We start from the raw sequence: 13,641 nt of genomic DNA, 5'->3' as shown, positions 1-13,641 counted from the left end.
CCTGGTGGTAGCCCTGCGGGAGCGCGAGCGCCGCCGGGAGCGCGGGGCGGGGCGGGGCGGCCGCGGGCGCGGGCCGCTGCGGCCCGGGGTCCGGGGCCGGGGGCTGGTCGGGCTGCGGGTGGCGGGCCTGCTCCGGGTGCGGGTGCGGCTCCGGCTGGGGAGCCTGGTCCTGCCGGGGTTCCGGCCGCTGGTCCGGGGACGCCGGGCGGCGGGGGGCGGCTCCGTGCCAGGGGGTGCCGGCGGTGGTGTCGGGGCCGCCGCCGTACGGGTACGCGTACTCCTGCGGCAGGTTGGCCCCGGTCGGCGGCAGCTGCGGGACCACTACCGGGCCCCGTGCCCCGCGCTCCTGCGCCACCTTCTCGGCGGCGGCGCGGGAGCCGGCCCGGTAGGCGGCGACCGTCCCGGCGCGGGCCGCGGCCACGGCGTCGTCACGGGTCCCGGCGGGCCGGACGGGAGGCGCGGGCGGGGCCGGGGGCTCGGGCGGCGCGGGCCGGTCGGACTCCGGGAGGATGTGGTCGGAGTAGCGCGGCCCGGTGTCGTAGCCGGGCGCCACCAGAGGGGCGTAGAGGGGTTCCCGGGGCGGCGTCTCCCAGGGCGCGGCGGGGGCGTCGGAGCCCGGTCAGGACCACCCGGCCGTCTTCGCATATCAGCACGGTGCGGACGGTGATGTTGCGGTGCGTCCAGCCGTGCGCGTGCAGCACGCGCAGTGCGGTCAGCACGTCCGAGGCCACCTCCGCCGCCCGGTACGGGTTCAGCGGTTCGTCGGCGATCAGCGCGGCCAGCGGCCTGGCGGGGACGAGTTCGCTCACTATCCACAGCGAGCCGTCCTCGGCGAACACGTCGAAGACCTGGTCGAGGCGGGGGTGGTCCGGTACGGAGGCGGCGGCCTGGGCCGCGGCTATCGCCCGGCGCACCGCGGGGAGTTCCCCGGCGTCCGACGGTGTCGCACGGGTGCCGTCGAGCAGTTCGGCGTCCACGACCTCCGGCAGCGGCACGTGCCGGACGAGGACTTCCTGACCGCTGCGGGTGTCGAAGGCGCGGGTCTCTATCAGCTCGTACTCGTCGGACGGCGGCACCGGCAGGCGGTAGCGGCCGGCCAGGATCCGGCCCGCGTAGTCCTCCACTTCGCCTCCCCCGAGTGCGGTGGGTCCCCCTTGGCCCCCGTTGACACGATACGTGGCCCGGGCCGCCCGCGTCCCGGGCTTGGGAGGGCCGTCAGCCCAACTGCTGGAAGGTGTCGAAGGCGGTATTGCGGATCTGCGTGCACTCGGGGCCGTCCCACTGGTCGGCCGGGCAGCTGATCATGATGGCGTAGCCGTTGTTGGCGTCCGCCCGGAAACCGCGGTCGAGCACGCGGGTCCTCATGCCCTGGTCGTCGCGCTCGAACTCCAGGTCCGCGACGGTCGGGTAATTGCGGTACTGGACGGTTTCGAGCCGGATCTGGTGGTAGTTCCTGCTGCTGGCGGCCGTGCCCGGGGCCATCTCGGCCCAGGCGGCCCGGGCGTCGGTGCCGGGGGAGTTGGTGTGGTCCACCTGGATTCGGGGGTAGCCGCCGGAGCGGCTGTATATCGCGCCCGACTTGGTGCCGGCGGTGCCGGTCTGGTGGAAGCCCTCGGGCATCGCCATGGCGAACCGGTAGCCCGGGTCCGTCACCGTGACGAACCCGGCGGGCAGGCCCGCCCCGCCGCCGGGGCCGCCCGGGCTGGCGCCCTGGCCCTGGCTGCCCTGCCCCTGGTTCTGGGCGGGGTCGGTGCCCTGGTTCGCGCCGGACGCGGCCGGACTCGGGCTGCCGCTCGGGGACGCGCTCGGGGTCGGGCTCGGCGAGGAGGCCTGGGACGCCGCCGGGGCGTTGCCCGGGGAGTGGCCGGCGGAGGCGACGGGGGTGGGGCCGGCCTGGCCCTCGTCCTTCCGGCCGTCCTTGTCGTCCTGGCCGCTGACCGCGTACGCGATGAGCGAGCCGATGACCGCGAGGACCACGAGCACGCCGGCTATCGCGAGGGCGATGGTGCGGCGCGGCATCACGTCGGTGAGGGAGGCGGGGGCCACCGTCGAGGGACGCTTCGGGGCCTCGGCGGCGGAGGCGGCCGCGGCCTGGGCGGCCGCCGCCTTGCGGGTGGCCTTCAGCGCGGCGCGGGCCCGGTCGCGCTGCTCGCGCTCGCGGCGCTCCCGCTCCTTCTTCGCCGCCTTCTCGGCGGCCTTCTCCGCCTCCGCCTCGGCCTTGGTGAGGGAGATGGGGCGGGTCTCCTCGACCACCGGGACCGGTTCGGGGGCCGGGAGCGGCTCGGGCGCGTTGATGACGGCGGTGAGCATCGTCCGGGCGCGGTCCTCGTCGAGCCGCAGCGCCGGGTCCTTGACCAGCAGCCCGTAGATGACCTCGGTCAGGGCCGGACCGGCGTTCCGGGGCGGGTCCACGGCCTCGGTCATGACGGCGGTGAGGGTGGCGAGCGCGGAGCCCTTGTCGTACGGGGGCACGCCCTCGACGGCGGCGTACAGCAGTCCGCCGAGGGACCACATGTCGGCGGGCGGGCCGGGCTTGTAACCGCGGGCGCGCTCGGGGGAGATGTACGAGGGGGCGCCGACGAGCATGCCGGTGGAGGTGATGGAGGGGTCGCCCTCGACCTGGGCGATGCCGAAGTCGGTGAGGACGACGCGGCCGCTGGCGGCGATGAGCACGTTGGACGGTTTCACGTCGCGGTGCAGGATCCCCTGGCGGTGCGCGGCGCGCAGGACGTCGAGCACGGCGAGCCCGACCTCGGCGGCGCGGCGCGGGGTCAGCGGGCCGTTCTCGCGGACGAACTCGGCGAGGGAGGGCCCCTCGATGAGTTCCATGACGATCCAGGGCCGGGCGTCCTCGTCGACGACGTCGTAGACGGTGACGGCGCCTTCGTTGCGGATGCGCGCGATGGCCTTGGCCTCGCGGAGGGTACGGGTGATGAGGCGGCGCTTCTCGTCCTCGTCGACCCCGCCGCCGAAGCGGAGTTCCTTGACGGCGACGGTCCGGCCGAGCACCTCGTCCTCGGCCCGCCAGACGGTGCCCATGCCGCCCTTGCCGAGTACGGCCCCGAGCCGGTACCGCCCGGCGAGCAGCCTGCCCTTGCGCTCCGCGGCCGCCTCGTCGGCGTCCTGCGGGTCGTCGTCCCCGGGCGCGGGCTCCTCCGCCGCCGGAGCGCCCGCCCCGACCGAGGCGGCCTTCGCGCCCCCAGGAGCCGCCTTCGCCGCCGCGGGCGTGGCGTCCTCGGGCTCCGGCGCCGCCGCAGTCCCCTTCGCGGCCGGATCCCTGTCCGCCCGCGCGGGCACGGCATCCACCGGCTCGACGCGCGACCCGGGCTTCGACGCCGCACCCTTGTCCGCACCCGCGGGCACGGCATCCGCCGGCGGGGCGCTCCGGCGCGCGGACTTCGCGGACGCGCTCGCGTCCGCCGGGGCGTCAGAAGCCTTCCGCGCGGCGGCCTCCGGGGCCTCGGGCGCCTTGTCCCGGACCTTCTCGGACCTCGGACGGGGCACGGATGCGGCGGCGGGTTCCGCCGCGGAACCGCCGTCTTCCGCCCGGGGGGCGGCGGGCTGCGGAACGTCAGATCCGGCCTGGGCGGGCGACTTCACCGCACCACCGCCCCCGGAGGCACCGGCACCCTCACGCTTCGCCCCAGGCGCCTCGGCAGGCGACTCGGTGTGCTCCGGCTTCGACATGCGTCCCCTCTGCGATCGTGCAGCCTGCCCCGGCTGCCCCCGGCAGCCGCCGGGGGCAAGGTAACCCACCCCGGCAGAAACCTCATTGTTGCTCACTCCGCATCGGACGGGAGCCCCGGGGCAGCGGTTCCCCCGTCCGGATCGCGGAGTTACAGCGGCACGATGTCGGGCGCCCCCAGCCGGGCCGCGTCGGCCGTCTGGTCGTCCGGCTGGCGCTGCGATTCACGCTCGGCCTGGACCCGCTTCTCGTAGTGCTCCACTTCGTTCTCGATCTGCCGCTTGTCCCAGCCCAGCACCGGAGCCACCAGTTCCGCGCATTCGCGCGCCGAGCGGGTCCCCCGGTCGAAGGTCTCGATCGAGATCCGGGTCCGCCGCGTCAGCACGTCGTCCAGGTGCCGGGCCCCCTCGTGCGAAGCGGCGTAGACGATCTCCGCCCGGAGGTAGTCCTCCGCCCCGGTCACCGGCTCCCCCAGCGCCGGGTCGGCCGCGATCAGTTCGAGCAGTTCCTCCGTCAGGGACCCGTACCGGTTCAGCAGGTGCTCGACCCGCACCGCATGCAGGCCCGTCCGCGCGGCGATGCGGGCCCGGCCGTTCCACAGGGCCCGGTAGCCCTCGGCGCCCACCAGCGGGATGTCCTCCGTGACGCACTGGGCCACCCGCTGGTCCAGGCCGTGCACCGCTTCGTCGACGGCGTCCTTGGCCATGACCCGGTACGTCGTGTACTTGCCGCCGGCCACCACCACCAGCCCCGGCACCGGATGGGCCACCGTGTGCTCGCGGGAGAGCTTGCTCGTGGCGTCGGACTCCCCCGCCAGCAGCGGCCGCAGGCCCGCGTAGACGCCCTGGACGTCGTCCCGGGTCAGCGGCACCGCCAGCACCGAGTTCACGTGCTCCAGCAGGTAGTCGATGTCGGCGCTCGACGCCGCCGGGTGCGCCTTGTCCAGGTCCCAGTCCGTGTCCGTGGTGCCCACGATCCAGTGCCGCCCCCACGGGATGACGAACAGCACCGACTTCTCGGTCCGCAGGATCAATCCGCTGTTGGAGTGGATCCGGTCCTTCGGGACCACGAGGTGGATGCCCTTGGACGCCCGTACGTGGAACTGCCCGCGCTCGCCGATCAGCGCCTGGGTGTCGTCCGTCCACACCCCGGTCGCGTTCACCACCTGCTTGGCGCGGATCTCGTACTCGCCGCCGCCCTCCACGTCCTGCACCCGGGCCCCGACCACCCGTTCGCCCTCGCGCAGGAAGCCGACCACCCTCGCCCGGTTGGCGCACTGCGCCCCGTACGCGGCGGCCGTCCGGACCAGCGTGGTCACGTACCGGGCGTCGTCCATCTGGGCGTCGTAGTACTGCAGGGCGCCCACCAGGGCGTCCTTGCGCAGCGCCGGCGCGATCCGCAGCGCCCGCTTGCGCGTCAGGTGCCGGTGCGCGGGCAGGCCGCGCCCGTGCCCGCTGGAGACCGACATCGCGTCGTACAGGGCGACGCCCGAGCCCGCGTAGAACCGCTCCCAGACCTTGTGCTGGAGCGGGTACAGGAAGGGCACCGGCTTCACCAGGTGCGGGGCGAGCCGCTCCAGCAGCAGCCCGCGCTCCTTGAGCGCCTCGCGGACCAGGGCGAAGTCGAGCATCTCCAGATAGCGCAGGCCGCCGTGGATGAGCTTGCTGGAGCGGCTCGACGTCCCCGACGCCCAGTCGCGCGCCTCCACCAGCCCGGTCGACAGGCCTCTGGTCACCGCGTCGAGCGCGGTGCCCGCGCCGACCACGCCCGCGCCGACGACCAGCACGTCCAGTTCCCGCTCGGCCATCCCGGCGAGGGCCTCCGCGCGCTGCGCGGGCCCCAGTGTCGCTGTCCTCACGGCTGCCTCCCGTTGGTGCGGGCGAACCCGCTCGATGCGGGTGATCCCGCTCACATCTCCCGTTTTCCGATTCTGACCGGCCGCACCGACATCAGCCACCGGCTGTGGACAACACAGGGATGGCCACAACCCCAGAATGCGACATATCTGTCATATATACGCCTAGTCTGACATTGCGCCAGCTCCATTCGTCCACAGGACTTGCGCGCACCGCCCCCTCATGCATGCCAGGGAAGGGAAGGGACGGCCCCCCATGCCCGCAGACCTCGCCGTCATCGGACTCGGCCACCTCGGCCTCCCCCTCGCCCAGGCGGCCGTCGCCGCCGGGATCGAGACCGTCGGCTACGACAGCGGCCCCGCCACGGACAGCCCCCTCACCGCCGCCGAGATCCGCCGGATGTCGGCGGCCGGCTTCCGCGTCACCACCAACCCCGCCGAACTCGGCCGCGTCCGCACCGCCGTCATCTGCGCCCCCACCCAGCTCGGCGCCGACCGGGCGCTCGACCTCGGAGCCGTCGGCGCGGCCGGCCGCACCCTCGCCGCCCGGCTGCGCCCGCACACCACCGTGATCCTGGAATCCGCCGCCCACCCCGGGGTCACCGAGGACTACCTGCGGCCCATCCTCGAAGAGGGCTCCGGCCTGCGCGCCGGCCGCGACTTCCACCTGGCCTACTCCCCCAGCCGCCTCGACCCCGGCAACCGCACCCACACCATCGCCAACACCCCCAAGGTCATCGGCGGCCTCACCCCCGCCTGCACCGAGTCCGCGCACGCCTTCTACGCCCGCCTCACCGAGAAGGTCGTCCGCGCCCGCGGCCTGCGCGAGGCCGAGACCGTCCAGCTCCTCGAAACCAACTACCGGCACGTGAACATCGCCCTCATGAACGAGATGGCGGTCCTCTGCCACGACCTCGGCGTGGACCTGTGGGACGTCATCCGGTGCGCCGAGACCAAGCCGTACGGCTTCCAGGCCTTCCGCCCCGGCCCCGGCGTCGGCGGCCACGGCGTCCCGCTGGACCCGAACTACCTCCCCCACACCACCCGCACCCCCGGCCACCCCCTGCGCATGGTCGGCCTGGCGCAGGAGATCAACGGCCGGATGCCGCAATACGTCATCCAGCGCTGCGCCACCCTGCTGAACGAGCACGGCAAGTCCGCCCGCGGCGCCCGCGTCCTCCTGCTGGGCGTCACCTACAAGCCCGACCTCGCCGACCAGGAGGGCTCGCCCGCCGGAGAGATCGCCAGCCGCCTCCTCGACCTGGGCGCCCTGATCAGCTACCACGACCCGTACATCTCGGGCTGGCGGGTCCGCGACCAGCCCGTCCCGCGCGCCGACTCCCTGTACGAGGCCGCCGCCAACGCCGACCTGACGATCCTGCTCCAGCACCACCGCACGTACGACATGCAGGGCCTGGCGGTGAAGGCCCAGCTCCTCCTCGACACCCGCGGCGCCAGCCCGGCGGGCGCGGCCCACCGCCTCTGACCGGCCCGCCGCAGGTCACGGCCCGATTCCGGTTCGATCATCCGACCGAAATCCCCTCCAGGAATGCCGCAGTCCCCTGCTAGCCTGCGGCGTCACTTATCTCGCACTTATGCCCGCCGGGCACACGTGCGCCCGAATCCCTGGGGGGGATTTCCCGCATGAGCCAGAACTTCCAGCCGCCCGCGCCCTCGTCCTACACCCCGGCCCCCGCCCAGGCCCCGGCCCGCAAGGGCAACGTCGGCTTCGCCGCCGCCAAGGCCGGCGGGCGCAACGCCGTCCTGCCGGTCGTCGCCGCCCTGGTCTCCGTCGTCTCCGTGCTCGCCGGCCAGCTGTTCGGCATCGCCCTGGACGGCGCCGACCAGCTCTCCGAGAGCGTCGTGGACGTGCTGACCAACCGCACCTCCGAGGTGATCGACAGCTGGAAGGAAGGCGTGGACCCGCTGACCTTCCTCTTCCTCGCCATCGGCGGCTACGCGGCCTTCCAGGTCGGCCGCAAGACCGCCTGATCCGCACACGCCGGAGGGCCGGCACCCCGCTCGGGGTGCCGGCCCTCCGGCGTTCGTACGGAAAGCCGGGTCAGCGGCGGTGCTGGGAGTCCGCGACCGTGACCTCGACCCGCTGGAACTCCTTGAGCTCGCTGTAGCCGGTCGTGGCCATCGAGCGGCGCAGGGCGCCGAACAGGTTCATCGAGCCGTCCGGGGTGTGCGACGGGCCGGTGAGGATCTCCTCGGTCGTGCCGACCGTGCCGAGGTTGACCTTCTTGCCGCGCGGCACGTCCTCGTGGACGGCCTCCATGCCCCAGTGGTGGCCCTTGCCGGGCGCGTCGGTGGCACGGGCCAGCGGGGAGCCCATCATCACGGCGTCCGCACCGCAGGCGATGGCCTTCGGCAGGTCGCCGGACCAGCCCACGCCGCCGTCGGCGATGACGTGCACGTAGCGGCCGCCGGACTCGTCCATGTAGTCGCGGCGGGCCGCGGCCACGTCCGCGACGGCCGTGGCCATCGGGACCTGGATGCCGAGCACGTTGCGCGTGGTGTGCGCGGCGCCGCCGCCGAAGCCGACGAGGACGCCCGCGGCGCCGGTGCGCATCAGGTGCAGGGCCGCCGTGTAGGTGGCGCAGCCGCCGACGATGACCGGGACGTCGAGCTCGTAGATGAACTGCTTGAGGTTCAGCGGCTCGGCCGCGCCCGAGACGTGCTCGGCCGACACGGTGGTGCCGCGGATGACGAAGATGTCGACGCCCGCGTCCACGACGGCCTTGGAGAACTGGGCGGTGCGCTGCGGGGAGAGCGCGGCGGCGGTGACGACGCCCGAGTCGCGCACCTCCTTGATGCGCTGCCCGATCAGGTCGGCCTGGATCGGCGCGGCGTAGATCTCCTGGAGGCGGCGGGTGGCGGCCTCCTCGTCCAGCTCCGCGATCTCGTCGAGCAGCGGCTGCGGGTCCTCGTAGCGGGTCCACAGGCCCTCGAGGTTCAGCACGCCGAGGCCGCCGAGCTCGCCGATGCGGATGGCGGTCTGCGGGGAGACCACGGAGTCCATGGGGGCGGCCAGGAAGGGGAGCTCGAAGCGGTACGCGTCGATCTGCCAGGCGATCGAGACCTCCTTCGGGTCCCGCGTACGCCGGCTGGGGACGATGGCGATGTCGTCGAAGGCGTACGCCCGGCGGCCGCGCTTGCCGCGCCCGATCTCGATCTCAGTCACGTGTGGTGGCCTTTCCTCTGGGTCTGCCCGTCCAGTATCCCCGAACCCCGGGGACCCGCGTTCCGGTGACCGCTGTACGGACGCCGGAATCCAGCCTCGCCGGCGATTGAGGCGCGGGGTCCGCGGCGCGCAGCGCCGGTCACCCGCAGACGGCCGAAGGGCGGGCCCGGTCACCCCGGCCCGCCCTTCTCAGGTCGGCTGCTACCCCTTACGGGAGTAGTTCGGCGCCTCGACCGTCATCTGGATGTCGTGCGGGTGGCTCTCCTTGAGGCCCGCCGAGGTGATCCGGACGAACCGGCCGCGGTCCTGGAGCTCCGGCACCGTGCGGCCGCCGACGTAGAACATCGACTGGCGCAGACCGCCGACGAGCTGGTGGACCACCGCGGACAGCGGGCCGCGGTAGGGCACCTGGCCCTCGATGCCCTCGGGGATCAGCTTGTCGTCGCCGCCGACCCCCTCCTGGAAGTAACGGTCCTTGGAGAAGGACTTGCGGTCGCCGCGGGACTGCATCGCGCCGAGCGAGCCCATGCCCCGGTAGGACTTGAACTGCTTGCCGTTGATGAAGAGCAGCTCGCCCGGGGACTCCTCGCAGCCCGCGAGCAGCGAGCCGAGCATCACCGTGTCGGCGCCCGCGACCAGGGCCTTGGCGATGTCGCCGGAGTACTGGAGGCCGCCGTCGCCGATGACGGGGACGCCCGCGGCCTTGGCGGCCAGCGAGGCCTCGTAGATCGCGGTGACCTGCGGGACGCCGATGCCGGCGACGACGCGGGTGGTGCAGATGGAACCGGGGCCGACGCCGACCTTGATGCCGTCGACACCCGAGTCGATCAGCGCCTGGGCGCCGTCGCGGGTGGCGACGTTGCCGCCGATGACGTCGACGGAGGAGTTCGACTTGATCTTGGCGACCATGTCGCCGACCAGGCGGGAGTGGCCGTGGGCGGTGTCGACGACGATGAAGTCGGCGCCCGCCTCGATCAGCGCCTGGGCGCGCTCGTACGCGTCACCGGCGACGCCGACGGCGGCGCCGACCAGCAGGCGGCCGTCCTTGTCCTTGGCGGCGTTCGGGTACTTCTCGGCCTTGACGAAGTCCTTGACCGTGATGAGGCCCTTGAGGACGCCCGCGTCGTCGACCAGCGGCAGCTTCTCGATCTTGTGGCGGCGCAGCAGCTCCATGGCGTCCACGCCGGAGATGCCGACCTTGCCCGTGACCAGCGGCATCGGGGTCATGACCTCGCGCACCTGGCGGCTGCGGTCCGACTCGAAGGCCATGTCGCGGTTGGTGACGATGCCCAGCAGCTTGCCCGCGGGGTCGGTGACCGGGACGCCGGAGATGCGGAACTTGGCGCAGAGCTCGTCGGCCTCGCGCAGCGTCGCGTCCGGGTGGACCGTGATCGGGTCGGTGACCATGCCGGACTCGGAGCGCTTGACCAGGTCGACCTGGTTGGCCTGGTCGGCGATGGAGAGGTTGCGGTGCAGCACGCCGACGCCGCCCTGGCGGGCCATCGCGATGGCCATCCGGGACTCGGTGACCTTGTCCATGGCCGCGGACAGCAGCGGAACGTTCACGCGGACGTTGCGCGAGATGAGGGAGGAAGTGTCGATCTCGTCCGGAGCCATGTCCGACGCGCCCGGCAGCAGCAGCACGTCGTCGTAGGTCAGTCCGAGCGCGGCGAATTTGTCGGGTACTCCGTCGGCGGTCATGACACCTTCCCAAATGGTCTTGCTCAGCGCGGATGTCCATGCTAACGGGATCCCGAGGCGTCTCATTCCACGATGAAGGTCAACCAGAAGATTTGTAGCTTCCTACGATGGAAAACTCCGGGAAATTCCGGGAGAGGCGGCTCACTGCTCCGCGAGCGCGCGCAGCCGGCTGAGCGCACGGTGCTGCGCGACCCGCACCGCGCCCGGGGACATGCCGAGCATCTGGCCGGTCTCCTCCGCGGTCAGCCCGACGGCCACCCGCAGGACGAGCAGCTCGCGCTGGTTCTCCGGCAGGTTGGCCAGCAGCTTCTTGGCCCAGGCGGCGTCGCTGCTGAGCAGCGCCCGCTCCTCCGGTCCGAGCGAGTCGTCCGGCCGCTCCGGCATCTCGTCGGACGGGACGGCGGTGCTCCCCGGGTGCCGCATGGCGGCCCGCTGGAGGTCGGCGACCTTGTGGGCGGCGATGGCGAAGACGAAGGCCTCGAAGGGGCGCCCGGTGTCCCGGTAGCGGGGCAGCGCCATCAGGACCGCGACGCACACCTCCTGCGCGAGGTCCTCGACGAAGTGGCGGGCGTCACCCGGCAGCCGCGACAGCCGCGTGCGGCAGTAGCGGAGGGCGAGGGGGTGCACGAAGGCCAGCAGATCGTGCGTGGCCTGCTCGTCGCCGTCGACCGCACGGCGTACGAGCGCGCTGACGGCCCCGGCGTTGCCGCCTTTGGCGGCGCCGGTGGGGCCTGCGGCCGGGGGTGACCCCAGGGCCTCGTCGTCGCGCATCGATCCATGGTGCCTTGGCGCCGGAGCGTTCGTGGCATCGCGGTCCGTGTTGTGCATCGAAGCGTTATGAGCGGGTGCGCCGGAACCCATCTTCTGCGCCCTCCCCTCCGCTCGGCCCGAATCGTCGTCCCCGAGGACTCGACCTCTCCAAGAATGCGGCACACCATCAAGGATGCGGCATCGCGCCCGAAGCGACACGTCCCCCGGATTGTGCCCCGTCAATCCCCGACGGGACACCGGTCGCGACGGGACTTTCCCGCCCCGCCGCCCCCAGAGGGCCTGCCGCCCCGCCCGCCATCGGCGGACGGGACCGCTCCGGTCAGCCGGAGGCCGCCGCTCCCGCGGTCAGCGGACGAGACCCCAGCGGAAGCCGAGCGCCACGGCGTGCGCCCGGTCCGAGGCGCCGAGCTTCTTGAAGAGCCTGCGGGCGTGCGTCTTGACCGTGTCCTCGGAGAGGAAGAGCTCGCGCCCGATCTCCGCGTTGGAACGGCCGTGGCTCATGCCCTCCAGCACCTGGATCTCGCGCGCGGTGAGGGTGGGCGCGGCGCCCATCTCGGCCGAGCGCAGCCGGCGCGGGGCGAGCCGCCAGGTCGGGTCGGCGAGCGCCTGGGTGACCGTGGCCCGCAGTTCGGCGCGCGAGGCGTCCTTGTGCAGGTAGCCACGGGCGCCGGCGGCGACCGCGAGGGCCACGCCGTCCAGGTCCTCGGCGACCGTCAGCATGATGATGCGGGCACCCGGGTCGGCGGACAGGAGCCGGCGGACGGTCTCGACACCCCCGAGCCCGGGCATCCGTACGTCCATCAGAATCAGGTCGGACCGGTCGGCACCCCAGCGGCGGAGGACTTCCTCCCCGTTGGCGGCCGTCGTCACACGCTCGACGCCGGGCACGGTGGCAACCGCGCGACGGAGCGCCTCTCGGGCAAGCGGGGAGTCGTCGCAGACGAGGACGGAAGTCATGACCGCCCTCCGCAGCTGCTGATGCGCGTCACCTTGAGCCTCCAGGCTGGTACGTATCGTCACCTGTGCGGTCGATGCCCTCGGACACCTGTCCGGGAACTTCTCGTTTCAACCGCACTCGCTCTCTCAACGATGGTCACTCGAAAGAGTTACGGGTCGGACGGACACCTTCGGCACTCTACGTGAGGAAGCGATCACGACGCTGGAGCCACCCGCCGCGCGTCCTCCATCTGGAGCTATGCCCTATTTGGCGGCTTTCCTTCCGTTTTGCATGTGCCTGAGGCTAGATTCCCAATGAGTCATATTTACATCTACTACGACAGTAGGTGTGGAGACATGGACCCTATCCGCCTCAGTACCGGCACCAAGAGGACTACCCATGGCAGATTTCTCCCGCCTCCCCGGACCGAACGCCGACCTCTGGGACTGGCAGCTGCTGGCTGCCTGCCGCGGAGTCGACAGCTCCCTCTTCTTCCACCCGGAGGGCGAGCGGGGCGCGGCCAGGAGTGCGCGCGAGGCCTCGGCTAAAGAGGTCTGCATGCGCTGCCCGGTGCGCTCGGAGTGCGCCGCGCACGCACTCGCCGTCCGCGAGCCCTACGGGGTGTGGGGCGGCCTCACCGAGGACGAGCGCGAGGAACTGATGGGCCGCGCACGGCACCGTCTGATCCCCGCCTCCAGCACCATCGGCCCGATCACGCCGCACTGACCGTCAGCGGGCGGCGGCCCGCACCAGCTCCCCCAGGGTCGCCGCCACCGCCGGCACGCGGGCCAGGTCGGGCAGCGTCAGCGCCACGACCTCCCGCTCCACCGCCGGCTCCACCGCCAGGGTGCTCACGCCCTTGGCCCGTACGGACTCCACCGCCAGCTCCGGCAGCACCGCCACGCCCAGCCCCGCGCCGACCAGCCCGACCACGGCCGGGTAGTCGTCGGTGGCGAAGTCGATGCGCGGGGTGAAGCCCGCCCCCTCGCACACCTCCACCAGATGCCGCCGGCAGCGCGGGCAGCCCGCGATCCAGGGCTCGTCGGCCAGCTCCGCCATGCCCACCCGCCCGGCCCCGGCCAGCGGGTGCCCCTCGGGAACGAGCCCGACGAGCCGGTCGGTCAGCAGCGGGGTGACCACGAGGTCCTCCCACTCGGCCACGGCCGCCGCCCCGCCGTAGCGGAAGGCCAGCGCCAGGTCGCAGTCGCCCTCGCGCAGCATCTCCACCGAACGCGGCGGCTCCGCCTCCACCAGGGAGATGCGGGTGCCCGGGTGCTCGGCGCGCATCGCCGCGAGCGCGGTCGGCACCAGCGTGGAACTCCCGCTGGGGAAGGACACCAGCCGCACCCGCCCCGCGCGCAGCCCGGCGATGGCCGCGACCTCCTCCTCGGCGGCGGTCAGCCCGGCCAGGATCCCGGCGGCGTGCCGCACGAGGGCCTCCCCCGCCTGGGTCAACCGCATCTCACGGCCCGTACGGACCAGCAGCTGTCTCTTATACACATCTC

General features: G+C 73.1%; 11 protein-coding genes and 1 pseudogene. 3 read left to right on the top strand and 9 right to left on the bottom strand.

Translation table 11 applies throughout. The features are described from left to right. The 4 genes and pseudogenes from VR44_RS47360 to VR44_RS20570 all read right to left on the bottom strand — a co-directional run. Positions 1-421, bottom strand: a pseudogene (locus VR44_RS47360) (hypothetical protein); the annotation flags it as partial. 7 nt (positions 422-428) lie between these two features. Continuing rightward, positions 429-1,124: a protein kinase gene (locus tag VR44_RS41350; RefSeq protein WP_052713726.1), complete on the bottom strand. Its 696-nt coding sequence runs from the start codon at positions 1,122-1,124 to the stop codon at positions 429-431. A gap of 91 nt (positions 1,125-1,215) precedes the next feature. Continuing rightward, entirely contained in the window at positions 1,216-3,363 is a 2,148-nt protein-coding gene (locus VR44_RS20575) for a serine/threonine-protein kinase (RefSeq protein ID WP_425424519.1), read from the bottom strand. A gap of 473 nt (positions 3,364-3,836) precedes the next feature. Then, complete coding sequence (locus tag VR44_RS20570) at positions 3,837-5,543, bottom strand: glycerol-3-phosphate dehydrogenase/oxidase (RefSeq protein WP_045949021.1); 1,707 nt, start codon at positions 5,541-5,543, stop codon at positions 3,837-3,839. Between the two features lie 253 nt (positions 5,544-5,796). On the opposite strand from VR44_RS20570, the gene VR44_RS20565 reads away from it, so the two are divergent. Next, positions 5,797-7,026, top strand: coding sequence for a nucleotide sugar dehydrogenase (locus VR44_RS20565; protein ID WP_045949020.1), 1,230 nt, complete (start codon positions 5,797-5,799; stop codon positions 7,024-7,026). Positions 7,027-7,184: 158 nt separating this feature from the next. Beyond that, positions 7,185-7,532 (top strand): hypothetical protein, encoded by a 348-nt coding sequence (locus VR44_RS20560; protein ID WP_052713725.1) that lies wholly within the window; start codon positions 7,185-7,187, stop codon positions 7,530-7,532. Positions 7,533-7,602: 70 nt separating this feature from the next. On the opposite strand, the gene VR44_RS20555 is transcribed toward VR44_RS20560, so the two are convergent. The 4 genes from VR44_RS20555 to VR44_RS20540 all read right to left on the bottom strand — a co-directional run bounded on the left by VR44_RS20555 (position 7,603) and on the right by VR44_RS20540 (position 12,156). Continuing rightward, positions 7,603-8,727, bottom strand: a complete 1,125-nt coding sequence (locus VR44_RS20555; protein WP_045949019.1) for a GuaB3 family IMP dehydrogenase-related protein — start codon at positions 8,725-8,727, stop codon at positions 7,603-7,605. A gap of 201 nt (positions 8,728-8,928) precedes the next feature. Then, entirely contained in the window at positions 8,929-10,428 is a 1,500-nt protein-coding gene (gene guaB, locus VR44_RS20550) for an IMP dehydrogenase (RefSeq protein WP_045949018.1), read from the bottom strand. A 141-nt stretch (positions 10,429-10,569) separates the two neighbouring features. Next, a complete protein-coding gene (locus tag VR44_RS20545; protein WP_045949017.1) occupies positions 10,570-11,199 on the bottom strand; it encodes a sigma-70 family RNA polymerase sigma factor in 630 nt (209 codons plus the stop codon). A 345-nt stretch (positions 11,200-11,544) separates the two neighbouring features. Continuing rightward, complete coding sequence (locus VR44_RS20540) at positions 11,545-12,156, bottom strand: response regulator transcription factor (RefSeq protein ID WP_003948568.1); 612 nt, start codon at positions 12,154-12,156, stop codon at positions 11,545-11,547. Positions 12,157-12,535: 379 nt separating this feature from the next. Between VR44_RS20540 and VR44_RS20535 the strand changes: the two genes are divergently transcribed. Beyond that, complete coding sequence (locus VR44_RS20535; protein ID WP_045949016.1) at positions 12,536-12,862, top strand: WhiB family transcriptional regulator; 327 nt, start codon at positions 12,536-12,538, stop codon at positions 12,860-12,862. Positions 12,863-12,865: 3 nt separating this feature from the next. On the opposite strand, the gene VR44_RS20530 is transcribed toward VR44_RS20535, so the two are convergent. After that, positions 12,866-13,641, bottom strand: a 776-nt coding sequence (locus VR44_RS20530) for a LysR substrate-binding domain-containing protein (RefSeq protein ID WP_045949015.1), incomplete at its 5' end; no start/stop codon positions are given.

This window comes from Streptomyces katrae (assembly GCF_000966975.1).
GTDB lineage: Bacteria > Actinomycetota > Actinomycetes > Streptomycetales > Streptomycetaceae > Streptomyces > Streptomyces katrae.
Note: the sequence above shows the minus strand (reverse complement) of the source record. Positions and strands in the feature narration are given on the sequence as shown.

What these genes read in the sequence shown, in the direction of transcription:
- VR44_RS20565 (WP_045949020.1), top strand. Translation starts at nt 5,797, where the DNA reads ATGCCCGCAGACCTCGCCGTCATCGGACTCGGCCACCTCGGCCTCCCC.
- VR44_RS20560 (WP_052713725.1), top strand. Translation starts at nt 7,185, where the DNA reads ATGAGCCAGAACTTCCAGCCGCCCGCGCCCTCGTCCTACACCCCGGCC.
- guaB (WP_045949018.1), bottom strand. Translation starts at nt 10,428, where the DNA reads ATGACCGCCGACGGAGTACCCGACAAATTCGCCGCGCTCGGACTGACC.
- VR44_RS20545 (WP_045949017.1), bottom strand. Translation starts at nt 11,199, where the DNA reads ATGCGCGACGACGAGGCCCTGGGGTCACCCCCGGCCGCAGGCCCCACC.
- VR44_RS20540 (WP_003948568.1), bottom strand. Translation starts at nt 12,156, where the DNA reads ATGACTTCCGTCCTCGTCTGCGACGACTCCCCGCTTGCCCGAGAGGCG.
- VR44_RS20535 (WP_045949016.1), top strand. Translation starts at nt 12,536, where the DNA reads ATGGCAGATTTCTCCCGCCTCCCCGGACCGAACGCCGACCTCTGGGAC.